This is a genomic window from Aminobacter sp. J44 (assembly GCF_007829415.1).
Taxonomy (GTDB): domain Bacteria; phylum Pseudomonadota; class Alphaproteobacteria; order Rhizobiales; family Rhizobiaceae; genus Aerobium.
Map to the genome: position 1 here is coordinate 1 of NZ_VLJG01000078.1, position 21,417 is coordinate 21,417.

The window sequence follows — 21,417 nt, forward strand, 5'->3', positions numbered from 1 at the left end:
TCGAACTTTTCGACTGCTGCAAAAGCCTTTTCGGCACGATCTCCAAGAAGCCAGGAAAGTTGCGGGACCACGGTGTCGTTCAGCCACGCGCCCACCTCCGCCGCACGTGGCCACTGTTCCACAGAAGCGGGGCTCCACCTCGTCGGATCGCAGGTATTTGCGGATCGTGTTCCGCGACAGTCCCGTGCGCCGTGCAATCTCCCGGATCGAATGTCCATCCCGCAGATGCCAGCGTCGGATAACGCTCAGTAACGCCATGTCTATCACTCCAAAATCCCCTGCGATCAACCAGCAGGGGTGGGTTCAAACATGGGTCACTTCTCAATGGAAAAACCGCCCAATCCCGGGTCAGTTCTCGGCGGAAATCAACAAACCAAGCGTTGGAACTGAGTCTCGGTCGCTTCGGACAATGTACCGACGGCTGTGGCGAGAGACTGGTCGATTTTGTCGAACTGCTCGCGGTACTTGTCCCACGTCTGACTGATCCGTGTCACCTGCTCGGAGAGCGACTGGGCGAGCTCCGATGAAGCAGCGCCGGCGCGCTGCAGTTCGTCGGTGCTGCGATCGACCGCCGCGCGAAGGTCCGCGGACGCCGAAGCGATGCGCTCGCTGCCCTGGATCAGTGGTGCCGAGGCGCTGCGAACCTGCGTAGCAATGCTGGCAAAAGTTTCGGCCGTCTCGCGCGTCCGCTCGATAGCGTTCGAGATGGCGTTAGCCTGACTTGTATAGGCCGACACCCCTGCCTGCATCGCGGTTTGAAGCTTGCCGATCTCCTCGTTGATCCGGGCCAACACGTCCGTTAGCTCCGACTGCAACGCGGCAGCGGCAGCGGAGGCGGCCTTGCTGACGGCACGCGGCCTGAACATGCTGCTTAGTGCATCCGCAGCCCTTGCCGGGACCGCTCGGAGCGACTCCGTCTCTCTGAAAGACGAACGCTCACCGCGGGTCATGCGTGAAAAACAAGCCCTGCGACAGCGCGCCTTGCACTACTCGACGACGTCTTTCCCTCTTGCCCCCTTGCGAGGGAGAGATCGAGGCTCCGTTAAACGACCGCAAGCTCTCAATGAAGGTCGACAAAATCTACCCGATCGAAGAGATCATGCGGCGCCACTGGGAGTGCTGCGCAGCCTTGGCGAAGTTGGCCGGGAGTTCACGCAGGGGACCATCCGTCACCAGCTCACGGTGATCCCGGACCTGGCAGCAGACTGCGCCAATGAACTCCGATCGCGCGAACCGCTGATGACGCGGCTACCTCGCGGACTCATGCCTGCGGTGTGTGCTCTGGAACGTATCTCCCGCCTGTTTGTTAGGTCTTCGAAGCAGAACGGAGATACACGATGGACCACAGCACTCATGAACGCCTGAGGCAGGATGAGCTGATCGAGGACGTGCTCGTAGGCGCTACGATTTACGGGCCGGAAGACGAGACGATCGGGACGGTTTCCCACATGCACGGCAGCAGCGTTGCGATAGATGTTGGCGGTTTCCTCGGCATCGGCTCCAAGCGCATTGCCGTTCCGGTGAGCGAGCTCGATTTCATGCGCGAGGAAAACGGCAACGTCCACGCCGTCACCAGCTGGACGAAGGAGCAGCTGGAGCAGCTGCCGGAACATTTCGACTGACACTGATGATCGGACACATGGGGACCGCCGCAAGGCGGCTCCCCGTCACAGGGTCTCAATCGCCACGATGACGCTGTTATGGGCAGCGGTGCCTTCAATTACGAAACGAATCGAGTCGCCAACCTTCGCCGAGAGGCCATTTGCCGTGCGGAAGCCGGTGGTGCGCGCGGGCTGCAGGCCCGGGATCTCGTCGTGCGTGATCATCAGCAGTTGCGGATAGATCGCGCGCACCACGCCGATACCCTCCCAAAGCTGAAGGCCCGCATTTGCGCCGCTGTCTCGTGCATCAAGCTCCCGCCTTAGACGCTCAACCTCCTCCGTCAGGGTGCGAACTTCCGGAGCCAGCTTGGCCACTGTTGCTCCCCAGCCGAGGTAGCCGGCCCCGATACCCGCCGCGAGCGCGAGGATCACGAGCAACGCGACTTTCCATTGTGACATTGTGCTTGTCCTCTTCAGCCGCTCAGTGGGTTTGATGCTCGTCCGCCTCGTCCGGCGGCGCTTCATCCAGAAACTGCTGCGCCAGCGCTTCGATTTCATCGTCAGCATTGCGCCATTCGTCGTTCGGCCAGATGGCGCGGATGTAGCCACGCGGGTCGATCAGGAATTCCGAATGTCCGGCTGCCGCGGCAAACAGGTCATAGGCGCGGACGATCGCCCCGTTGGCCTCGGTGACGATCGGAAACAGCGCCGGTGAGGCGGTTGCTAGCTCGGCTATCGGATTGCCGGAAGAATGGCGCGGGACGGCTACGATCTCAACATTGTAGACCGCAAGCTGCGCATGGCGCTTTGCCAGCTGCTCGATTCGCTCGCGCGACTGCGGCAGCGAATACAGCACAAGCAGCACTGGCCTGCCCCGTCGATAGTCGCTCAGGGTACCAAGCTGCAGTGGACCGAGAACGATGTCGAAGTCAGGCGCGGGAATAAGTCCAGGCCTTATCTGCGTTCCGCCGCCAGCGGTCACAGTGGCGGCAGTGGCGCTTGCCCGCAGGTACTGTGCCACGCTCCAGCGGGTTTCTTCATCCAGTTTGGCCGCTAAGGAGGGGACACCGAGTTCCTTGTCCCCTTCCCCGGTGAGCCAGAACAGGTCACCAACAGTGGCACTCAGCGGCAAGCGGGCGAGGTCGATCGAACATGCCGGGCAGTGCTGCTGCCAGCTCTCCCTCCCTCTGTCCAGGGTGCGGACATCGTAGGACACGGGCGAGCGTGCATAGGAAGCCGGATTGGCCTGAACCGTAGAGCCGTTCCACGACAAAACGGCCAGCACCGCAGCGACTGAAGCGGCGACGCCAGCAAGGAGGACGCGGGGCCTTCGCCACAGGCTGACCAGCAGTCCGAGAGCGAACAGGCCACATGCAGCCAGCGCGATAGCATTCTGCTGCGGCGTCAGCGTCCGCCAGAATGGGAAAGCGCCCGGATCGGGAACGTAGCGGATGGGGAACGGCCATGTCGGGCTGCCGTGCTTGCCGGGCACGGACAGCATCATGGCGATGGCAAAGCCCAGGATGCCCAGCACCAGCGCTCCCTCGACCGTCACGTGGAGTGCAATCCGCCGCGAGAGCGGCGTGCTTCCCGGCCCCGCCAGCATGTCGCGCACGCGCGCCGCGATCAGCAGCGCCGGGACGAGCACGGCGACCTTGGCAATCAGCAACCGACCGTGGGTGGTGCCGACCAGTTCGGGAACGTCGCCGACGAGATGGCAGGCGGTGAGAATGCCGGTTCCGACGAGCGCGAAGATAAGCAAGGTTGCCACTCGTGAGAAGCGCACCAGCGCGCGCCGCGAGAACGGTTGAAGTGTTTCCTGGTCCCTACTGGAGATAAACAAGAGAGCCGCGAGGAACGGCAGCGCACCGATCCAGAGCCCGGCCGACATGAGGTGAAGTATGTCGGCCCAATGCACCAGCAGCTGGCGTTCGATAGCCGCAGCGTGGCTCGACAGGCTCATCAGCACAAGTGCCGCGGCAGAAAGGGTGAGGAGCAGCCAGCGCGACGCGATCCAGTCCGCCCGGCTGGCGGGCTGGCCCGCAAGGAACAGCCACGCCGCTGCGAAAGCCAGCAGCCCCTGGCGGATCAGCCAGACCTTTCCGGCCCAGGTGTCGATGGCGGCGGCGAAAATGGCCGATGGATCGAGCGCGGTTTCAGGCCGTCCGGTGAAGGTCGCTGCGCGCAGCGCAAACCAGATTAGCCCCGCACCAAGCGCCACCAGCGCCAGCCATTTGCTGGCGGAAAGGGCCATCCTCTCCCACCTGCCCGCCGCCTCATCTTTGGGGCGTCCGGCGAGCACCAGCAAGAAGGACGCGCCGGTGAGCAGGCTGCACGCCGCTACGTGCAGCAACAGCGAGGCATAGAGCAGCCCGTTCATTCCACCTTGAAGGTGTAGCGGCCTTCGGTGACGTGCGTGTCGACCGAAAGCACACGCCAGATCACGGTGTAGGTGCCAGGTGCAAGCTGCTTGAGCGACACGCGCAGCAGCGAGGCGTTGGCCGGATCGACGCGAGCATCATCATTGTCGACGCGTTCCCCGTCCTTATCCTCCACGGTGACGGAGCTGTAAGCCGGCTCAAGCTGCTCGGTAAACTGCAGCTTTATCTCGGCCGGCGCGCGCTTCAGCGAGCTGTTGGCGGCGGGTTCGGCGCGCTTCAGGCCGCTGTGGGCACTGGCGGAGCCAACGCACAGCATGAGCGCGCTGACGAGGATCGCAAGAACTCTGAAGAATTTCGGAAGCTGGCTCATGAGATATCCCCTCATGCCGAATTGCCGGCATTTCAACATGTTGCAGCCGGCGCGAGGCACGCCGGCTGACCATTCCTTCAAGGGCGTGGCTCTTACCAGGAGTCTTCCAAGCCGAGGTGGTGCAGGATCTCGCGGCGCATCTCGGCCATGCGAGGATCGCCCCGATGGCGCGGATAGTCCAGATCCACTTTCAGTTCGGCGACGATGCGGGCCGGGCGCGGGCTGCAGACCAGCACACGGTTCGCCATCATGAGCGCTTCTTCGACATCGTGGGTGACGAGCAGAGCGGTAAAGCCCTTGCGCTGCCAAAGCTGCACGATCTCAGTCTGCATGGCGAGGCGCGTCAGCGAGTCGAGCTTGCCGAGCGGCTCGTCGAGCAGCAGCATCCGCGGATCGTTCACCAGCGCGCGGGCAACCGCAACGCGCTCCGCGATGCGGACCGACAGGTGCTGCGGATAGACGTTGGCGAACTCGGGGAGCCCCACCAGCGAGAGCGCCTGGTCGACGCGGCTGCGGTGCGTCTTCAGGATGCCGCGCGCCTGCAGNACCAGCACACGGTTCGCCATCATGAGCGCTTCTTCGACATCGTGGGTGACGAGCAGAGCGGTAAAGCCCTTGCGCTGCCAAAGCTGCACGATCTCGATCTTCATTTCCTGGCGCAGCGACGCGTCCAGGTTGGACAGCGGCTCGTCGAGCAGCAGCATCCGCGGATCGTTCACCAGCGCGCGGGCAAGCGCCACGCGCTGCGCCATGCCGCCCGACAGCTGGTGCGGATAGACGTTGGCGAACTCGGGGAGCCCCACCAGCGAGAGCGCCTGGTCGACGCGGCTGCGGTGCGTCTTCAGGATGCCGCGCGCCTGCAGGCCGAGCGCAACGTTCTGGTAGACCGTGCGCCACGGATAGAGCGTCGGATCCTGGAAGACGATGATGCGCGAAGGATCGGGGCCGGTGATCGGACCGCCGTCGACTTCAAGCGAGCCTTCAGCCGGCAGCTCAAGGCCGGTGACAAGCCGCAGGAAGGTCGACTTGCCGCAGCCGGAAGGCCCGAGCAAGGCGACGAACTCACCCGGCTCGACCGTCAGGCTGACATTGTCGAGCACCTGCAGCTTGCCGTCGTTCATATCGAACGCGTGGCTCACCCGGTCAGCGACCAGCGACATGCCGGTGTGCTGCGGCGTCGGAGCGAATGCGGCTACCATTTCATCAGTCCCTTCTGCCAGGCGAGGTGCCGGTCACGGATCTTGAACAGCAGGGTGACGAGACCCGAGCACAGCAGCGCGAGGATGAGCAACGCCGCGTACATGTTGGCGTAGGCGGCCCAGCCGAGAGCCCACTGCAGGTACCAGCCGAGGCCGGCCTTCACGCCCATCATCTCGGCGACAACGAGCACGGCGAACGAAGCGGCCATGCCCATGAACAGGCCGACATAGACGTGCGGCATCGCAGCCGGGATCGCGACGCGCAGGACGAGGAACCAGCGCGAGGCGCCCATGGTGCGGGCCACGTCATAGAGCGAAGAGTTGACGCTCGATACGCCGGACCAAGTCAGGATGGTCACCGGAACGGCTGTTGCCAGCGCGATGAGGAAAATGCTCGCGCCCCAGCTCGAGGGGAAAGTGAAGAAGGCGACCGGTAGCCAGGCGACCGGCGGCAGCGGGCCTATCAGGCGCAGCACCGGATGGATCCAGTAGCCCATGATCTTCGACCAGCCGATGGCAACGCCGGTGATGAAGCCGGTGACGGCGCCAATAAGATAGCCGGTGGCCAGCAGCAGGAACGAGGCGATCACGCACTCGACGAGCCGCGGCCAGTCATCGATATAGACCTCGAGCAGGCCCTGCGGCGGTGCGAAGAACGGACGCGGCAGGAGCGGGATCTTCGCGGTCACGATCTCCCAGACGGCAAACACAACCGCGAGCACGATCAGCCACGGCGCGCTGTGCCGTGCCCGGCGCTTCGGGCGCGCGAGGCCCGGCACGATGGCAAGCGCCAGCAGCACCGCGGCGACCGCCGCCTTCAGGTAGAACAGCTCCTCGGTGTAGTACCAGTCTTCCGTCGCGTTCGGCCAAAGGCGGGTGATTGCCGCCGAGCCAAGCCAGGCAACCGTCGCGACGATGATCGCTGCGCCGGGCACGGATGGGGTCGGGCGCACCAGAGTGCTGGTGCCTGCTGCCGGGCCTTCCCCGGCAGCTGCTTGAACAGACACGTATCCTGATCCTCTGCTTAGATGTTCACTTCGGCGTAGATCTGCTCGGCGAACTTCGCCGGGTCGGTGCGGTTGCGGATGACCCCGATGTTCTTGAGGTCGGCAGTGAACTGCGCCAGCTCTTCCTTGAGTGCGTTGCCTGACGGATAGTGGCCGTGCCCGTGGTAGCTGATCTGCGCGATCAGGTCCTCGATCGGCGTGTTCGGCGAGAACGGCTGGTAGGCCTCGGCGGCGACCTGCGGATGCTCGACGGAGAGCTTCTGTGCCTCGAACAGCGAGCGCAGCAGCGCCTGGATCGCCTGCTGCTGCTCGTTGAGCAGAGCCTGGCGAACGCCGACAATGCAGCAGGCGCGGTTGGCGTACTCGCCTTCCATGTTGCTGCCGAGCTCGATGAACTTGTCGGACTTGAGGAACTGGTAGGTCAGCGGATCCCAGTGCGCGATCGCCTGGGCTTCGCCGCGCTCGACGACAGCACCCAGCAACTCGCCCGGATAAACGCGCCAGTCGATGTCGTTCTCCGGATCAAGGCCGAGTTTGGCGAGCTGGATCGCGAAGAAATGCTTCGAGGGGCTGGCCAGATCCGATACCGCGACGACCTTGCCCTTGAGGTCTTCCAGCTTGGTGACGCCGCTGTCGCGGGTGGACAGCAGGCGAAGGCAGCCCGCGTGCAGGCCCGCGATGATCTTGACGTCAAAGCCCTGCTCGAGCGGCTTCAGCCAGCGCAGCGCCATGCCGATGCCGACGTCGGCCTTGCCGGTGGCGATGCTCTCCAGCATCTGCTCGGTGGAACCGGCAAAGTTGATGAACTCGACGTCGAGATTGTTCTTGTCGAAGATGCCGCTTGCCTTGGCAGCCGCGACCGGTGCGCCGCAGATGGCGCCGGTGTTCCAGGCGACCGAGAGCTTCGCCTTGTCCTGCGCCAGCGCAGCCGACGGGGTGAAGAAGGGCGAAGCCAGCGCCGCCGGTGCGGAAGTGGCGAGAATGCCGGCGAGCACCTGCCGGCGAGTGGGATGAAGAAGGCTCATATCGGGTCTCCAGGTCTGATTACTTGCCGGTATCGAGGATGGTGACGCGCCCGCCCGGATTTTCGGTGAGGGCGAAGGTTTCGAAGTATTCGATGTCGGGATAGGTGCCGTAGCGCTCGAGGATGCCGTTCAGCCACGGGCCGGTGTAGAACGCCCGTGCATCGTCCAGGCTCTCCCACTGGTAGACGCCGCCCGCGATCCCGCGCTCACTCCAGATGAATTGCTTGCGGATCAGGCCCTTCGGCGAAGCGAAATTCGGCGCGATCTTCTCGAAATGCGCGCGGCACGCATCGCGCCCGATCGACGCTGGCAGCTTGTAACGGACGATGGCCGTAATCATTCCGGCTTGTCTCCCCTCTGTACGACCACTGAGCTGCTGCTTCATGTGGTCCCCCATGAACTCGGCCGCAGGATAGTCATGGGGAGCGAAGGAGACAGGAACGATCGTCCAATAAACGCGGCGGTCTGGAAAAACTGAGCCAGTGTCGGGTCAACTGACAGGAATGTCTGTCGTGGGGGGCGGAGAGCAGCTCAGGCCGACGTTGGTAAGCAGGCCAAAACAAAACGCGGCCCCTTTCGGGACCGCGTTGTCGCTGTACTTGTTGTTCGGAGGCTGGCGTCAGAAATCCGTCCAGCTTTCGTCGTCTTCGACCTGCGGATTGGCAGCAAGGGCAAGTGCAGGGCTGCGGCTCCCAGTACGGGCCGGAGCATAGGCTCGGGGTGCAGGCGCGGCGGCGCGGCGGCCGTTTTGCTCGGATGCTGCGCGCCCGGACTGATGTCCCGCCTCCGACACCTTGAACCGATCGAGCTTTCCCGAAAGTTCGAGCGCTTCGGCCTTGAGACGCCGGGATTCGGCTGACGTTTCCTCGACCATCGCCGCGTTCTGCTGCGTGATCTTGTCGAGGTGGGCAACTGCAGAGTTCACCTCGCCAATGCCGCGCGACTGCTCGGCCGCTGCGGCGGCAATGCCGCTGACGAGTTGGGTGATTTCGCTGATGCGCTCGACGATACGGCCCAGCGCCTCACCGGTCTCGCCGACAGAGGACACGCCCGACGCGACATGTTCTTCGCTGTTGGTAATGAGTTCCTTGATCTCCTTGGCCGATTCCGCGCATCGCTGCGCGAGGCTACGGACCTCCTGCGCGACAACGGCAAACCCCCTCCCGGCCTCCCCTGCCCGAGCCGCCTCGACACCGGCGTTGAGGGCGAGAAGGTTGGTCTGGAACGCGATCTCGTCGATGACGCCGACAATCGCAGCGATCGACTTCGAAGAGGTATTGATCTTCGCCATCGCCTCGACGGCGGACGCAACCACCCGGCCCGACTCCTGCGCCTCCGCCTGGGTCTGGCCGACGACATCGGCGGCCTGCGCCGCATTCTCTGCGGTAGTGCGCACGCTCTCGGCGAGCTGATGCAGCGCCGCCGAGCTTTCCTCCAGGCTCGATGCCTGCTGTTCGGTGCGCCGCGACAGATCCTCCGCGGCATTGGCGATGCCCTCGGTGCCGCCCACGATGGCGCGCGAGGTCGCGCGTACGTCAGCGATAACATCGTGCAGCGCCAGCACCGCCTTGTTGAAGTTTTCAGCCATCTCCGTGAATTCGGGCGGCAGGTCGGTGGCGAGCCGCTTCTGCAGATCGCCGAGTGCGAGCTGGTCCAGCGCAACCCCGAGCTTTTCGAGGGCGGCCTGACGATCTGCCTGAGCCCGCTGCTTTTCGGCCTCGGCGGCCGCACGCGCCTCTGCGAGCTCATCGAGATAGACAGAGATCGCGTAGTCCATGTCGAGCATTGCTGCCTTGATGACGACGCCTACCTCCTTGGGGACCTCGTCGGCCTTGCTGCGGCCAAAGCGGGACGGCCAGCGATCGCGCAGCACCGCCGTCACGAGCTGTTCGACCAGCAGCGCATAACCGCCGATATATCAGCGCGGTTCAAGACCGAGACGCGCATGCGCCTTGCCGACCGCGGAAACGCCCGCAACATAGCGCTCGTCGAACTCCGCATTGGCGATCAGCGACCAGTGCGATTCCTGGCGGCCCTTCGCGGACTGCATGTGCCGATCGTCGTTGAAGAACCGGGAGGTCTGCGGCGTCGAGCGGACCCGGTCGTAAAACGTGTCGAGCGCCTGCTTGATCGATCCTTCGATCACGCCCTTCACGCCGCGAAGGCGCTCACGCGACGAAGGATCGAGTCCGATAAACTGCAGGCGCTCGCGCAATGCGCCCATGTCGTACTGTTGGTTCATAAGGGGGGCTCCAAATCAACAGGTTCGCAAGGTTCAAACTGATACGGGACAGTTCCAGGCGACCGGAAACGGAGCAGTGACTGCTGTGAGATTGTGCCTTCAGGAACGTGCAACGTGGCCTCCCCCGCCCCGCGCTATGGCGCACCTGCGCCAACGCCACAATCATTAACTTTATTAGTAACTTAATTATTAAAGACTAATACAACTTTCCCGTGTGTGGCGTTGTGATGCCCCACTTATCCGAGGTCCATTTCCCTCACCGTCAAAGGAAAAGCGCCCGACCGCGTGGCCAGGCGCTTCTCGGTTGCGTGCAGGCTTGACGGCCAGCCGGCGATGGATCAGGCGTCGCCCCAGATCGCTTCGGCGGTCTTTACGACCAGCTCCAGCTTGCGCTTTTGGTCGTCCTCGGTGATGGCATTGCCTTCCTCGGTCGAGGCAAAGCCGCACTGCGGCGCAATGCCGAACTGATCGAGGTCGGCGATCTTCGACACGGCGTCGAACTTGCGCTTGAGATCGTCGAGGCTTTCCAGCTCGGCCGTCTTGGTGGTGATGAAGCCCGGATAGACGCGCTGCTTGCCCTTCGGCAGCAGGCGCAGAGGCTCGAGGCCACCGGCACGGTCGGTGTCGTATTCCATGAAGAACAGATCGACGCCCGTCTTGTTGAAGATTGCATCCGCAGCCGGATCATAGGCGCCCTCGGCAACCCAGGTCGACTTGAAGTTACCGCGGCACATGTGCATGCCGATCAGCATGTCGGCCGGTCGGTCCTTGATCGCCTCATGCATCATCCAGGCGTAGCGGTCGATCAGCCAGTCGGGGTCGAGGCCCTCCTGCTTCTTCTGTTCGCGAATGTTCGGGTCGCACAGATATGCGAAGTAGATGTCGTCCATCTGCAGGTAGCGGCAGCCGGCGTCGTAGAACGCCTTCACCGCCTTGCCATACGCCTTGGCGAGATCTGACAGCATCAGCTCGAGATCGTCGCGGTACGGCTGGTAACCAATATCTTCCTTCGCGACGCGGAAGTGGCAGCAGCTCGGGCCGGGGATGGAAATCTTCGGCGTGACGTCAGCCACCGACGCGAGGAACTTGAAGTGCTCCAGCATCGGGTGGTCGGCCGGGAAGTCGACCGGGCCGGTGATGGTCGGGAAGATCGGCCGGGTGTTCGCGCCCTTGAAGTGGATGCCCGTGACAGCCTCACGCTCCACGAACTCGAAGCCGACGAGGTCCTGCATGAAGTCGTAGTGCCAGAACGAGCGACGGATCTCGCCGTCGGTGACCACCTTTAGGCCCGCCTCCTGCTGCAGCTTTACCGCGCCGAGGATCGCTTCGTCTTCGACCGCCTTCAGCTCCTCAGCCGGAATCTCCTTTTCGGCGAAGCGCTGGCGCGCGTCCTTGACCGAAGCGGGGCGAAGCAACGATCCGACATGGTCGGCGCGGTACGGCGGACGTGGGAGTTCAGACATCGGTTCAATCCTTTGCTGAGTGCGATTGGGTGACCGGCGGCGCGGCGCCGCCGGAAGTGGGCGCATACATCGCGTCCGGATGAACAGTTGTCAATGCCACATAAAGAAATCTTTATGTCTTTACACTGGGTGAATTGGGAAGCCTATTGCTCCGGTCGGTCCCACCGTCCCTCCTGCGCCTTGTTGATGTACTGGCTGGCGACGAGCCACCCCTTGAGCGGTCGCAGCGGCGGAATGCAGGTGAGCAACACCAGCGGCAGCGAGATGAAGACGTGGAACCACATTGACGGGTTGTAGGTCAGCTCCGCCCAGACCGCGAAGGCGACGGAAGGTACGCAGGCAAAGCAGATGACGAAGAAGGCCGGCCCGTCGGCGGGATCGGCGAAGGAATAGTCGAGGCCGCAGACCTCGCAACTGTCGGCGATCTTCAGGAAGCCGCTGAACAGGTGCCCCTGCCCGCAGCGCGGACAGCGCCCCGCAATGCCCACCCGCCACGGCTCCAGCGGCGGATAACTGCTTTCTTCAACCACGTCCGGCACTCCTCTTGTACAACTTTCCCTCGAACTATCCCGCAATTGCGACAACGCAACGGAGGCGTAGGAGGCTCCGGCAAAAAAACTTCTGGGGGCAAGACATAGTCGTCCACGAGCCTTGCACCACAGGGCCCGTCATGGCCTTATTGATGCCCCGAAGCGCGATAGCACTGCTCGCGATACCCACACATCAATCGGTCGGCCATGTTTCGCCTGAAGACTAATCTTTTCGCTTCATTGCCGTCTCTGATCGCCAGCGCGGCGCTCGCGCAAGCCACCGCTACCCTGGGTCCCGGGCCTGCCGCCGTGTCTGGGCTTGCAATGAACGACCTCCTCAATGTTCGCGCAGAAGCCTCGGCAATCGGTAAGACGCTCACGCGCCTGCCGAACGGCTCGCTCGTTAACCTGTTCGAATGCAAGATGTTCAACGGCTACGAATGGTGCCGCCTGAACGTCGCCGATGATCCGAGCATTACCGGCTGGGCCCCTGCCCGCTATCTGCTGCCGCTCGACCTGACGGAAAGCGAGCGCGCGGCTATCGCCGCAGCACAAGACCCATCCGCAGGCGAGGCCGCCGCAGCCACTCCTCCGGCCACGCCGAGCGGCGATACGCTGCCGCCTGGGATCGAGGAGCGTTTTGCGAGCGAGCCTTACCGGCCCGAAGGCTGGTCCGAACAGGAAGTGGCAAAGCTGCAGGAACTCGCCAGCCGCCTGCGCCCAGCTCAGGCCGCCGACCTTGCACCGACCGTCCCACTGCCCAAACGGGTCGCGGCCGTCCCTCGCCCGAACCCGCGGGCGGAGGAGAACGGCGGCGCGACTGCTGCCGCGGTGCCGACGGAAGTGCCGACCGAAGTTCCGTGCGCCCGTTATCTCGGGCAACCGATGCAGCGCTGCAGCTTCACCGTCGCGAAGATCGACGACAAGAACGCGGACGTTGCCGTGTTCTGGCCCGACGGCGGCTTCCGGCTGATCGAGTTCCGCGAGGGTAAACCCGCGAGTTCCAACAGCGGGGAATCGATACGTGTCACCCGCGAGGGCACGCTCAACATGATCCGCGTCGGCAAGGCCGAACGTTTCGAAATCCTCGACATCGTCCCCTACGGAGGCTGATTTTGTGAGGAAAACCTTGGACATGCATAGGTTGCAAAGCACCCATGCATATTCGCGGCTTGCGGCAGACGTCAAGACCAGATAGGTCAGCGTTACTGACGATCTACCTCCTCCCAGAGAGTCAGTATCGAATGCAGAACACCTCCTCCCGTTCTGCATTTCAGATCAGGCCTGCCGAACCTCCTCCCTCGGCAGGCCTTTTTTTTGCCCTGCGGCTCCTTCCCCAACTTCCTGACGGCTCGACGGCAAGCGCTCGCGTTTTGCCCGCGTCGGTTTTTTCAGCCCAAAGAAAAAGCCCCCGGCCAGTGACCGGGGGCTTCTGCTGGTTCCTGCCCTGAGCCTCAGACGCTTTCCGCGACCGGCTCCTTCGGCTTCACCGGTGCCTCGTGCTCCTGATGCACCAGCTCCTTGCGGGAGATGAAAGTGTAGAACATCGGCACCACGAACAGCGTGAACACCGTGCCGATGATCACGCCGGTGAAGATCACCAGGCCCATCGAGTAACGAGCCGCTGCACCGGCACCGGACGCGATGATCAGCGGGATAACGCCCAGCGACATCGCTGCCGTTGTCATCAGGATCGGACGCAGGCGGACCTTGGCCGAGGCGACGATCGCCTGGAAGCGGTCATAGCCGTGCTCCTCACGCTGCTGATTGGCGAACTCCACCATCAGGATGCCGTGCTTGGTGATCAGGCCGACAAGGGTAATGAGGCCGACCTCCGTGTAGATGTTGAGCGTGCCGAGGCCGAGATTTAGCGGGACCACCGCGCCGAAGATCGAAAGCGGCACCGCCATCATGATGATGAGCGGATCGCGGAAGCTTTCGAACTGCGCCGACAGCACCAAGTAGATCACCACGACAGCGAGCGCGAACGCGATCAGGATCGTGTTGCCCTGCTGGATCTCGAGGCGCGACTGGCCGGAATAGTCGATGAAGAAGCCATCCGGCAGCAGCGGGCGCGCAATGTCCTCGATCACCTTGAGGCCATCACCCGTCGTCACACCAGGCATCGGCAGGGCCGAGATCGTCGCCGAGTTGAGCTGGTTGAACTGCTCGATCGCCGCAGCCGTAACGCCGGTGTTGATCTTCACCACCGCCGACAGCGGCACCATCTCGCCCGTCACGCTGCGAACGAAGAAGTCGCCGAGGCGCTCCGGATTCTCGCGATACTCCTGCGGCACCTGCATGATGATGTCATAAGAGTTCGAGTCGCGGTCGAACTGCGCGATCGCACCGCCACCGACCAGCAGGCTCAGCGTCGAGCCGATCTCGCGCACCGGCAGGTTCAGCGCCGCCGCACGCTCGCGGTCGACGGTGACGACGACCTGCTGCGCATTGTACTTCAACGAGTTCTGCACAACGATGAAGCGGCCGCTTTGCTGCGCTTTCTGGCGGATCTGCTCGGCGACCTCGTAGACACGGCTGGCATCGCCGGTCGACTGGATCACCACGGAGATCGGCAGGCCGCCGCCGGCACCCGGCAGCGACGGAGGCGCGAAAACAAGCGCCTCGATGCCAGCGACGCTGCTGAGGCGTCCCTGGATGTCCTGCTGGATCTCCTTCTGCGAGCGCTCGCGCTCCGCCCAGTCCTTGAGCGCCCAGACGGCGATGCCCGAGTTCGTCGAGCCGCCAAAGCCCGCGATCGAGAAGTTGGCGTCGAGCTCAGGAAGATCCTTCGTCAGGTCGCGCATCTGGTCGATGTAGGCCTTGGTGTAGTCCACCGTCGCGTAAGGCGGCGCGGTGATCAGCGAGAACAGCGCGCCGTTGTCTTCCTCGGGCGCCAGCTCCGAAGAGGTCTTCATGAACAGGAAGCCTGTCAGAGCAACGAGGACCACCACCATCAGCAGCGTTATTGGACGATACTTCAGCGAGCCGGCGACCAGCCGCTCATAGCGGTTGGAGATGCGCTCGAAAGTGTTGTCGACGATCTGCTGGAAGCGGCTGTGACCGCCCTGCTTGAGAATGCGAGCCGACATCATCGGCGTGATCGTCAGCGCGACGAGACCGGAGATGACGACAGCGCCAGCCAGCGTCATCGCGAACTCGCGGAACAGCGAGCCGGTCAGGCCGCCAGTGAAGGCGAGCGGCGCAAACACGGCAGCCAGCGTGATGGTCATCGCAATGACAGGTCCTGTAATCTCCCGCATGCCGGTGAACGCGGCCTGCTTCGGGCTCAATCCCTCCTCGATATGGCGATGGATGTTTTCCACCACCACGATCGCGTCGTCGACGACGAGACCGATCGCCAGCACCATCGCCAGCAGCGACAGCAGGTTGATCGAATAGCCGAGCACGAACAGGATGAAGCAGACGCCGATGAGCGACAGCGGGATCGTGACGATCGGCATCAGCACCGAGCGGAAGGAGCCTAGGAAGAGCAGGATGATCACGATGACGATGACAACCGCCTCGCCGATCGTCTTGAACACCTCCTCGATCGAGGCGCTGATCGACTCGGTCGAGTCGTAGACCAGCGTCAGCGTCATGCCGTCCGGCAGGCTGGTTCGAATCGACGGCAGCTCATCGATCACCGCCTGAGCGGTATCGAGCGGGTTGGCACCCGGCGTCGGGAAGATGCCAAGGAAGGTACCCGGCTGGCCGTTGAAGTTGACGATCGTGTCGGTGCTTTCCGCGGCAAGCTCGATTTCGGCAATGTCACGCAGGCGCACGACATCCGCGCCATTCGCCTTCAACGGCAACGCGCCAAACGCCTCAGGCGTCTGCAGCGTCGACTGCATGGTGATGGCATAGGCGACATAGTCGTTGCGGGTCTTGCCCGGTGCGGCCAGGAAGTTCGCCGCGTTGATGGCCGACATAACTTCGGCTGCGGTCAGGCCGCGCGCCGCGAGCTTGATCGGATCGATCCAAACGCGCATCGAGTAGTTCGCCGCGCCCATGATCTGGACTTCGGCCACACCCGGAATGGTCGACATGCGTGGGCGGATCACACGCTCGAGGTACTCGGTCACCTGCTCGGACGTCATGTTCGGGTTCTGCACCGCAAGGTACATGATCGCGAACTGCATACCGGTACCCTTGACGATCGTCGGGTCCTCGGCGTCCGAGGGCAGCTGGCTGCGCACCTGCTGCACCTTCGACATGACTTCCGTCAGCGCAACGTCGGGGTCCGCGCCGAGACGCATCTGCACCGTCACTACGCTCGCCGACGGACGGCTCTGCGAGGTGACGTAGTCAACGTTCTCTGTGGTCGCCACCGCGGCCGAGATCGGCGCGGTGATGAAGCCCTGGATGAGGTCGGCGCTCGCGCCCGGATAGACCGTCGTGATGGTCACGACGGTTTCCTCGACCTCCGGATACTCGCGCACCTGCAGATTGAAGAGCCCCTGGAACCCCAGGAGCAGGATCAGGAACGCAAGAACGGTCGATAGAACCGGCCTTCGGATGAAGATGCTTGAGAAACTCATTGCTGCGTCGCCTGCTCCGCTTTAGCCAGGCCGTCGGCGGGGTTGAGGGTGTTGTCGATCTTGACGATCGAACCGTTGTTCAGGCGGTTCTGGCCGGCAGTCACGATGATGTCGCCCTCGTTGACGCCCTCGCGGATCTCCGCGCGGTCGCCCGAGCGGCGGCCGATCTGCACGAACACCTGACGCGCCTCGAGCTTCTCCTCTTCGCCTTCCAGCTTGCGTACGACATAGACGTAATCGCCGTAGAGGCTGGTCACGAGCGCGGTCTGTGGCAGCGAGATGACGTTATCCTCGTCCGGCTGGATCACGTTGAGATGCGCGAACTGGCCCGGGGTCAGCTTGCTGTCGGTGTTGACGACCTCCGCGCGGACCGAAACCAGTCGGCTGGACGGATCAACCTTCGGATCGATACCGATGATTTCACCGTCGAACGAGCCTTCCGCGCCCTCAACGGTAACCCGAACCTTCTGGCCGATCGACAGCTGGCTGAGCAGCTGCTCAGGCACGGTGAAGTCGGCATACATACGGTCGAGGTCCTGCAGCGTCGCCACCGAAACGCCCGGCGTCAGATACTCGCCCTCATTGATGCGCGGGATACCTATGGTGCCATCGAACGGCGCGCGCAGCTGCTTCTGGCGCAGCGCAGCTTCAAGACGGTCAACCTGTGCAGCCGAAGCTTCGGCTGCAGCTTCCGCTGCTTGCAGTGCCGAGTTCGAGCCAACCTGCCGATCACGCAGTTCAACGGCACGAGTCAGCGTCTGGCGGTCGAGATTCGCCTGCGCCTTCGCGGCCGCAAGGTCCGCGCGCTGAATCGAATCGTCGAGCTGGACGAGAACATCGCCGCGCTTGACCTTCTGGTTGGCGCGGAAGTTGATCTCCGTGACGATACCGGTCGCCTCAACCGTCAGGTCGACGCCGCGGCTGGCGCGGATGGTACCGATTGCCTCGATGACCGGGCTCCACTTGTCGGCCTTGGCCTCGACAGTGGAGACAGTCACGACGGCAACAGGCATATTGGCAAAGAAGTTCTCGATCGCCTGATCGCGGAATCTGTTGAATCCGACGAGGCCGCCGACAAGGGCTGCAAGGAGAATGATCGCGATGACTAAGCGTTTGATCATAAGTGGTGACGCTCGCTGGTTTCGTCAGTCTGGGCGCGCAAAGGGGCGAAACTGCTCGTTTTCTGCCTGCGCGAGTAGGTAGCGCGTCGTGTACCCTCTGCGCGATTAAGTCAACCGTAACCCACAGGACTAGGCTCACCTTTCGCCAGAAGGTTCAAAATCCCTGAAGAAGAGGATGAGGGCAAGCCCTGATCGTTCCGCACAGCACAAGCCTGAGCGAAGCATCAGCACAAGAGGCGCTCTATCGTTTCGAAAGAGGGATGGAGAGATGGTGCCCAGAGACGGATTTGAACCGCCGACACTGCGATTTTCAGTCGCATGCTCTACCAACTGAGCTATCTGGGCATCCTTCGGAAACTCTTGGAGTTTCCCGCTTCGGCGGTGTTGGCTGACCGCCGAAAACGCGTGGGTTATAGCATGAGTTTTTCGACTGTCCAGCGCCTTGAGCGGACTTTTTCAGCTATTTTTTCAAAAGGCTGAAAACGGCGCAAAACTGGGGAAAACTCAGCCCTGCTCGTCCTCCGAGCCGCTGTCTTCCTCGGTTGCAGGAATGACGTAAGACCCGGTGAGCCACCGGTTCAGGTCGATATCCTTGCAGCGGGGAGAGCAAAACGGGTAGTCGGCGCGAGTCGCCGGCTTCCCGCATTCGGGACACTTCCGCCGCGGACGCAGCGGAGTGACCTTCTCCAAATTGGAATCGCCAGTCATCTTTAAACCTTTGCGCCGGCGCGCCAGTTTGCCAGCACCTTATAGCCGTCGGCGGCCAGCAAGCCGATCGTCTCCTGCAGCGGCAAGCCGACGATGTTGGTGTACGAGCCGACGATCTTGACGACGAAGCTGCCGGCTAGCCCCTGCACGGCATAACCGCCGGCCTTGCCGCGCCATTCCCCGGAAGCGAGGTAGGCTTCGAGCTCTTCTGAAGAGAGACGCTTGAAGCGCACGCGCGTCTCTACGAGTCGCTGGCGCACCTTGCCTGCCGGATTGATCATGCACACGCCAGTATAGACGCGGTGCGAACGGCCTGACAGCAGGCGAAGGCAATAGGCTGCCTCGTCGCTGACCTCGGCCTTCGGCAGGATGCGCCGGCCGACCGAAACGACGGTATCGGCAGCGAGGATGAAGGCGTCCGTCGGCGCGCCTTCCTTCTGCAGCATCTCCAGCGCTGTCTCGGCCTTGGAGCGGCTGAGTCGCTTTGCCAGCGAGCGCGGATGCTCCGCGCGCAGCGGCGTTTCGTCGAGTTCGGCGGGAAGCAGCCGATCGGGCTCGATGCCGGCCTGCTGAAGAAGCTCGATCCTTCGCGGCGACGCGCTCGCCAACACCAGCTTCTGGGGTACGGTCATTGCAGGCCCCGTCGACTTGCGGGAGGGGTAGCGGAGCTACTTGAAGCGGTAGGTGATACGACCCTTCGTCAGGTCGTACGGGGTCATCTCGACCAGCACCTTGTCTCCGGTCAGAACGCGAATGCGATTCTTGCGCATGCGGCCGGCGGTGTGGGCAATGATTTCGTGATCATTTTCGAGTTTGACCCTGAACATCGCATTCGGCAGCAATTCAGTGACCACGCCCGGAAACTCGAGTACTTCTTCCTTCGGCATCCGATACCTTTATGTTGGAACGATTGGGCCGGCGCGCGGCCAGCCTAAATTTTGCGCGGAACCTATACGATCGCGCCCGATTTGTGAACACGCTTAATTGCCGGGCGGTTCCCTGCCCGTCCTGGCGAACCTTTCGCGAATTCGCGCCTCGAGCCGGTCGCGGACGTCGCGGTAGGCTTCCATGATCCGGTCCCGCGTGCCCGTGGCAGTCGATGGATCGGCCGTCGGCCAGTACTCGACTTCTACCGCCATGGACCGGGTCAGTTCAAGCGCGGCATGATGCGCCTGCGGGGAAAGCGTGACGATCATTTCGAAATAATCGTCTTCCATGTCATCGAGCCGCTGCGGCTGGCGCTCGCCAAGCGAAAGCCCCTTCTCCGCCAGCACCGCGTCCACGAACGGATCGCGCTGCCCTGCCCTCACCCCGGCAGAAGCGATGAACACGCCCTGCGGCAGGACCTCTCGCGCAAGCACCTCCGCCATTGGCGAACGAATAGCGTTCATGCCGCACAAGAACAGGAGGGAGCGGGGAAGCACTGCCTCACCCTCCATGTTTAACCCCGCCAATGCAGCACGCACACCAGCGTGAACAGACGCCGGGCCGTATTGAAGTCGACCTCGATCTTGCCCTTAAGGCGATCCATCAGGGTCTGGGAACCTTCGTTGTGCAGGCCGCGCCTGCCCATGTCGATCGCCTCAATCTGCGACGGCGTCGAGGAGCGGATTGCCTCGTAGTAGCTTTCGCAAATCAGGAAATAGTCCTTCACCACGCGCCGGAACGGCGTCAGCGACAAGATATGCGTGACAACCGGCTCGCCATTCTCGCGGGACACGGAGAAGACGAGCTTTGCGCTGACCAGCGAAAGCTTCAGCTTGTAGGGCCCGTTACCGGAATCGCCGGCGGGTCTGAAGGAATTGTCTTCGATCAGATCGAAGATAGCGACCGCCCGCTCATGCTCGACGTCGGGTGTGGAGCGCCCGATCGATTCGTCCAGCTCCACATCGACCAGCCTCGCATTGCGGGGGTCGCAGCTCATGGGTCATCCTTCGGGGTTGAGCCTGATCGCGACCGACGCCGCGTGGCCGCCAAGATTCTCCGCCTTGGCAAGCGTGATCGCAGCCGGACCGATCTGTCGCAGCTGGTCCGGGCCAAGCTTCAGGAGCGACGTGCGCTTGACGAACTCGAGCACGGTGAGGCCCGACGAGAAGCGAGCCGAACGCGCGGTCGGCAGAACGTGATTGGTGCCGCCGACATAGTCGCCGATCACTTCCGGCGTGTAACGGCCAATGAAAATCGCGCCTGCATTGCGGATCTTCGGCAGGTAGTCTTCAGCCTCGTCGAAGGCGAGTTCGAGATGCTCGGCGGCGATGCGGTTTGCGAGCGGCACCGCGGCGTCGAGATCCGGAACCAGGATGATCGCGCCATAGTCGCGCCAGCTCTGCGCTGCCGTCTCGCCGCGCGGGAGAATCGAGATCTGCCGGGCAACTTCCTTCTCAACCGCACTGGCGAAGGCTGCGTCATTGGTAATCAGGATCGACTGGGCCGCCGTGTCGTGCTCGGCCTGCGCGATGAGGTCCGAGGCGATCCAGGCCGGATCATTCGAGCCATCCGCAATCACCAGCACCTCCGACGGGCCAGCAATCATGTCGATGCCAACGGTGCCGAACACGCGGCGCTTGGCAGCCGCGACGAAGGCGTTCCCCGGGCCGACGATCTTCGCGACCGGCGCAATCGTCTCCGTACCATAGGCGAGAGCCGCGACAGCCTGCGCGCCGCCGACGCGATAGATTTCCGAAACGCCGGCGAGCTTCGCCGCCGCCAGAACCAGCGGGTTCAGCACGCCATCCGGTGACGGCACCACCATCACCAGCCGCTCGACGCCAGCCACCTTGGCCGGCACCGCGTTCATCAGCACCGAGCTCGGATAGCTCGCAGTGCCGCCCGGAACATAAAGGCCCACCGACTCGACCGCCGTCCAGCGCGAGCCGAGCTCGACGCCGATCGGGTCGACATAGCGGTCATCCGCCGGCATCTGCCGGGCATGGTGCGCCCAGATGCGCTTGTGCGCTAGCTCGAGCGCCTGGCGCGTCTCCTCGTCGATCGATGCCGCCGCGGCCTCGACCTCTTCCTCCGTCACCCGGATGCCAATCTCGGACAGGTCCAGCCGGTCGAACTTCTTCGTATAGTCGATCAGCGCCTTGTCGCCCTCGGCGCGCACGCGCTCGATGATGTCGCGCACGATGACGTCGACATCCTCCGACACCTCGCGCTTGGTGGCGAGGAAGGCGGCAAACCTGGTTTCGAAGTCGGGTTCGGAAAAATCGAGACGAAGCGGCATTCG

At 63.2% G+C, this 21,417-nt stretch carries 20 protein-coding genes, 1 tRNA gene and 2 pseudogenes; 2 read left to right on the forward strand and 21 right to left on the reverse strand.

Annotation, left to right across the window (positions count from 1 at the left end; translation table 11 throughout):
• Positions 1 to 123: 123 nt before the first annotated feature.
• Positions 124 to 258, reverse strand: a pseudogene (locus L610_RS18705) (helix-turn-helix domain-containing protein); the annotation flags it as partial.
• A gap of 107 nt (positions 259 to 365) precedes the next feature.
• Complete coding sequence (locus tag L610_RS18710) at positions 366 to 866, reverse strand: hypothetical protein (protein ID WP_144706912.1); 501 nt, start codon at positions 864 to 866, stop codon at positions 366 to 368.
• Positions 867 to 1,337: 471 nt separating this feature from the next.
• On the opposite strand from L610_RS18710, the gene L610_RS18715 reads away from it, so the two are divergent.
• Positions 1,338 to 1,622 carry a PRC-barrel domain-containing protein gene (locus L610_RS18715; protein WP_024849491.1) on the forward strand — a complete coding sequence of 95 codons (285 nt, stop codon included), beginning with the start codon at positions 1,338 to 1,340 and terminating at the stop codon, positions 1,620 to 1,622.
• A 45-nt stretch (positions 1,623 to 1,667) separates the two neighbouring features.
• Here L610_RS18715 and L610_RS18720 read toward each other — a convergent pair whose 3' ends face one another.
• The 10 genes and pseudogenes from L610_RS18720 to L610_RS18770 form a co-directional block, all read right to left on the reverse strand.
• The gene (locus tag L610_RS18720; RefSeq protein ID WP_186441620.1) at positions 1,668 to 2,060 is read right to left on the reverse strand and encodes a copper-binding protein; all 393 of its coding nucleotides are present in this window, start codon (positions 2,058 to 2,060) and stop codon (positions 1,668 to 1,670) included.
• A gap of 22 nt (positions 2,061 to 2,082) precedes the next feature.
• Positions 2,083 to 3,981 (reverse strand): CopD family protein, encoded by a 1,899-nt coding sequence (locus L610_RS18725; RefSeq protein ID WP_024849493.1) that lies wholly within the window; start codon positions 3,979 to 3,981, stop codon positions 2,083 to 2,085.
• The gene (gene copC / locus L610_RS18730; RefSeq protein WP_051473334.1) at positions 3,978 to 4,352 is read right to left on the reverse strand and encodes a copper homeostasis periplasmic binding protein CopC; all 375 of its coding nucleotides are present in this window, start codon (positions 4,350 to 4,352) and stop codon (positions 3,978 to 3,980) included. Before copC ends, L610_RS18725 begins: the two co-directional genes overlap by 4 nt.
• A gap of 92 nt (positions 4,353 to 4,444) precedes the next feature.
• Positions 4,445 to 5,551, reverse strand: a complete 1,107-nt coding sequence (locus L610_RS20925) for an ATP-binding cassette domain-containing protein (RefSeq protein ID WP_144706916.1) — start codon at positions 5,549 to 5,551, stop codon at positions 4,445 to 4,447.
• Complete coding sequence (locus L610_RS18740) at positions 5,545 to 6,558, reverse strand: ABC transporter permease (protein ID WP_024849496.1); 1,014 nt, start codon at positions 6,556 to 6,558, stop codon at positions 5,545 to 5,547. The genes L610_RS20925 and L610_RS18740 overlap by 7 nt, the downstream gene beginning before the upstream one ends.
• A 17-nt stretch (positions 6,559 to 6,575) precedes the next feature.
• Positions 6,576 to 7,583, reverse strand: a complete 1,008-nt coding sequence (locus L610_RS18745; RefSeq protein ID WP_024849497.1) for an ABC transporter substrate-binding protein — start codon at positions 7,581 to 7,583, stop codon at positions 6,576 to 6,578.
• A gap of 19 nt (positions 7,584 to 7,602) precedes the next feature.
• Positions 7,603 to 7,923 (reverse strand): hypothetical protein, encoded by a 321-nt coding sequence (locus L610_RS18750; protein ID WP_024849498.1) that lies wholly within the window; start codon positions 7,921 to 7,923, stop codon positions 7,603 to 7,605.
• Between the two features lie 390 nt (positions 7,924 to 8,313).
• A pseudogene (locus tag L610_RS18755) lies at positions 8,314 to 9,825 on the reverse strand (methyl-accepting chemotaxis protein); the annotation flags it as partial.
• Between the two features lie 338 nt (positions 9,826 to 10,163).
• Entirely contained in the window at positions 10,164 to 11,288 is a 1,125-nt protein-coding gene (locus tag L610_RS18765) for a 5-methyltetrahydropteroyltriglutamate--homocysteine S-methyltransferase (RefSeq protein ID WP_144706922.1), read from the reverse strand.
• A gap of 143 nt (positions 11,289 to 11,431) precedes the next feature.
• A complete protein-coding gene (locus L610_RS18770) occupies positions 11,432 to 11,818 on the reverse strand; it encodes a DUF983 domain-containing protein (protein ID WP_024849501.1) in 387 nt (128 codons plus the stop codon).
• A 324-nt stretch (positions 11,819 to 12,142) separates the two neighbouring features.
• Here L610_RS18770 and L610_RS18775 point away from each other — a divergent pair, with 324 nt between their 5' ends.
• Entirely contained in the window at positions 12,143 to 12,931 is a 789-nt protein-coding gene (locus L610_RS18775) for an SH3 domain-containing protein (RefSeq protein WP_144706924.1), read from the forward strand.
• A gap of 341 nt (positions 12,932 to 13,272) precedes the next feature.
• On the opposite strand, the gene L610_RS18780 is transcribed toward L610_RS18775, so the two are convergent.
• The 9 genes from L610_RS18780 to hisD form a co-directional block, all read right to left on the reverse strand.
• Positions 13,273 to 16,359 carry an efflux RND transporter permease subunit gene (locus L610_RS18780; RefSeq protein WP_024849503.1) on the reverse strand — a complete coding sequence of 1,029 codons (3,087 nt, stop codon included), beginning with the start codon at positions 16,357 to 16,359 and terminating at the stop codon, positions 13,273 to 13,275.
• Positions 16,356 to 17,480 carry an efflux RND transporter periplasmic adaptor subunit gene (locus L610_RS18785; RefSeq protein ID WP_144706926.1) on the reverse strand — a complete coding sequence of 375 codons (1,125 nt, stop codon included), beginning with the start codon at positions 17,478 to 17,480 and terminating at the stop codon, positions 16,356 to 16,358. Before L610_RS18785 ends, L610_RS18780 begins: the two co-directional genes overlap by 4 nt.
• A 269-nt stretch (positions 17,481 to 17,749) precedes the next feature.
• A tRNA-Phe gene (locus tag L610_RS18790) sits at positions 17,750 to 17,825 on the reverse strand.
• A 159-nt stretch (positions 17,826 to 17,984) separates the two neighbouring features.
• Positions 17,985 to 18,188, reverse strand: coding sequence for a DNA gyrase inhibitor YacG (gene yacG, locus L610_RS18795; protein ID WP_034330734.1), 204 nt, complete (start codon positions 18,186 to 18,188; stop codon positions 17,985 to 17,987).
• A gap of 2 nt (positions 18,189 to 18,190) precedes the next feature.
• A complete protein-coding gene (locus tag L610_RS18800) occupies positions 18,191 to 18,820 on the reverse strand; it encodes a Maf-like protein (protein WP_024849505.1) in 630 nt (209 codons plus the stop codon).
• A 36-nt stretch (positions 18,821 to 18,856) separates the two neighbouring features.
• A complete protein-coding gene (infA, locus tag L610_RS18805; protein ID WP_011579535.1) occupies positions 18,857 to 19,075 on the reverse strand; it encodes a translation initiation factor IF-1 in 219 nt (72 codons plus the stop codon).
• A 93-nt stretch (positions 19,076 to 19,168) separates the two neighbouring features.
• A complete protein-coding gene (locus L610_RS18810; RefSeq protein ID WP_051473338.1) occupies positions 19,169 to 19,627 on the reverse strand; it encodes a low molecular weight phosphatase family protein in 459 nt (152 codons plus the stop codon).
• Between the two features lie 2 nt (positions 19,628 to 19,629).
• Positions 19,630 to 20,112 (reverse strand): UPF0262 family protein, encoded by a 483-nt coding sequence (locus tag L610_RS18815; protein WP_024849507.1) that lies wholly within the window; start codon positions 20,110 to 20,112, stop codon positions 19,630 to 19,632.
• A 3-nt stretch (positions 20,113 to 20,115) separates the two neighbouring features.
• On the reverse strand, positions 20,116 to 21,414 hold the full coding sequence (hisD, locus tag L610_RS18820; protein ID WP_024849508.1) for a histidinol dehydrogenase: 1,299 nt from the start codon (positions 21,412 to 21,414) through the stop codon (positions 20,116 to 20,118).
• Between the last annotated feature and the right edge of the window lie 3 nt (positions 21,415 to 21,417).

Bases quoted from the DNA above. Each gene is read 5' to 3' on its own strand.
- L610_RS18710 (WP_144706912.1), bottom strand. From the start codon at position 866: ATGTTCAGGCCGCGTGCCGTCAGCAAGGCCGCCTCCGCTGCCGCTGCC.
- L610_RS18715 (WP_024849491.1), top strand. From the start codon at position 1,338: ATGGACCACAGCACTCATGAACGCCTGAGGCAGGATGAGCTGATCGAG.
- L610_RS18720 (WP_186441620.1), bottom strand. From the start codon at position 2,060: ATGTCACAATGGAAAGTCGCGTTGCTCGTGATCCTCGCGCTCGCGGCG.
- L610_RS18725 (WP_024849493.1), bottom strand. From the start codon at position 3,981: ATGAACGGGCTGCTCTATGCCTCGCTGTTGCTGCACGTAGCGGCGTGC.
- copC (WP_051473334.1), bottom strand. From the start codon at position 4,352: ATGAGCCAGCTTCCGAAATTCTTCAGAGTTCTTGCGATCCTCGTCAGC.
- L610_RS18745 (WP_024849497.1), bottom strand. From the start codon at position 7,583: ATGAGCCTTCTTCATCCCACTCGCCGGCAGGTGCTCGCCGGCATTCTC.
- L610_RS18750 (WP_024849498.1), bottom strand. From the start codon at position 7,923: ATGATTACGGCCATCGTCCGTTACAAGCTGCCAGCGTCGATCGGGCGC.
- L610_RS18765 (WP_144706922.1), bottom strand. From the start codon at position 11,288: ATGTCTGAACTCCCACGTCCGCCGTACCGCGCCGACCATGTCGGATCG.
- L610_RS18775 (WP_144706924.1), top strand. From the start codon at position 12,143: ATGAACGACCTCCTCAATGTTCGCGCAGAAGCCTCGGCAATCGGTAAG.
- L610_RS18780 (WP_024849503.1), bottom strand. From the start codon at position 16,359: ATGAGTTTCTCAAGCATCTTCATCCGAAGGCCGGTTCTATCGACCGTT.
- L610_RS18785 (WP_144706926.1), bottom strand. From the start codon at position 17,480: ATGATCAAACGCTTAGTCATCGCGATCATTCTCCTTGCAGCCCTTGTC.
- yacG (WP_034330734.1), bottom strand. From the start codon at position 18,188: ATGACTGGCGATTCCAATTTGGAGAAGGTCACTCCGCTGCGTCCGCGG.
- L610_RS18800 (WP_024849505.1), bottom strand. From the start codon at position 18,820: ATGACCGTACCCCAGAAGCTGGTGTTGGCGAGCGCGTCGCCGCGAAGG.
- infA (WP_011579535.1), bottom strand. From the start codon at position 19,075: ATGCCGAAGGAAGAAGTACTCGAGTTTCCGGGCGTGGTCACTGAATTG.
- L610_RS18810 (WP_051473338.1), bottom strand. From the start codon at position 19,627: ATGGAGGGTGAGGCAGTGCTTCCCCGCTCCCTCCTGTTCTTGTGCGGC.
- L610_RS18815 (WP_024849507.1), bottom strand. From the start codon at position 20,112: ATGAGCTGCGACCCCCGCAATGCGAGGCTGGTCGATGTGGAGCTGGAC.
- hisD (WP_024849508.1), bottom strand. From the start codon at position 21,414: ATGCCGCTTCGTCTCGATTTTTCCGAACCCGACTTCGAAACCAGGTTT.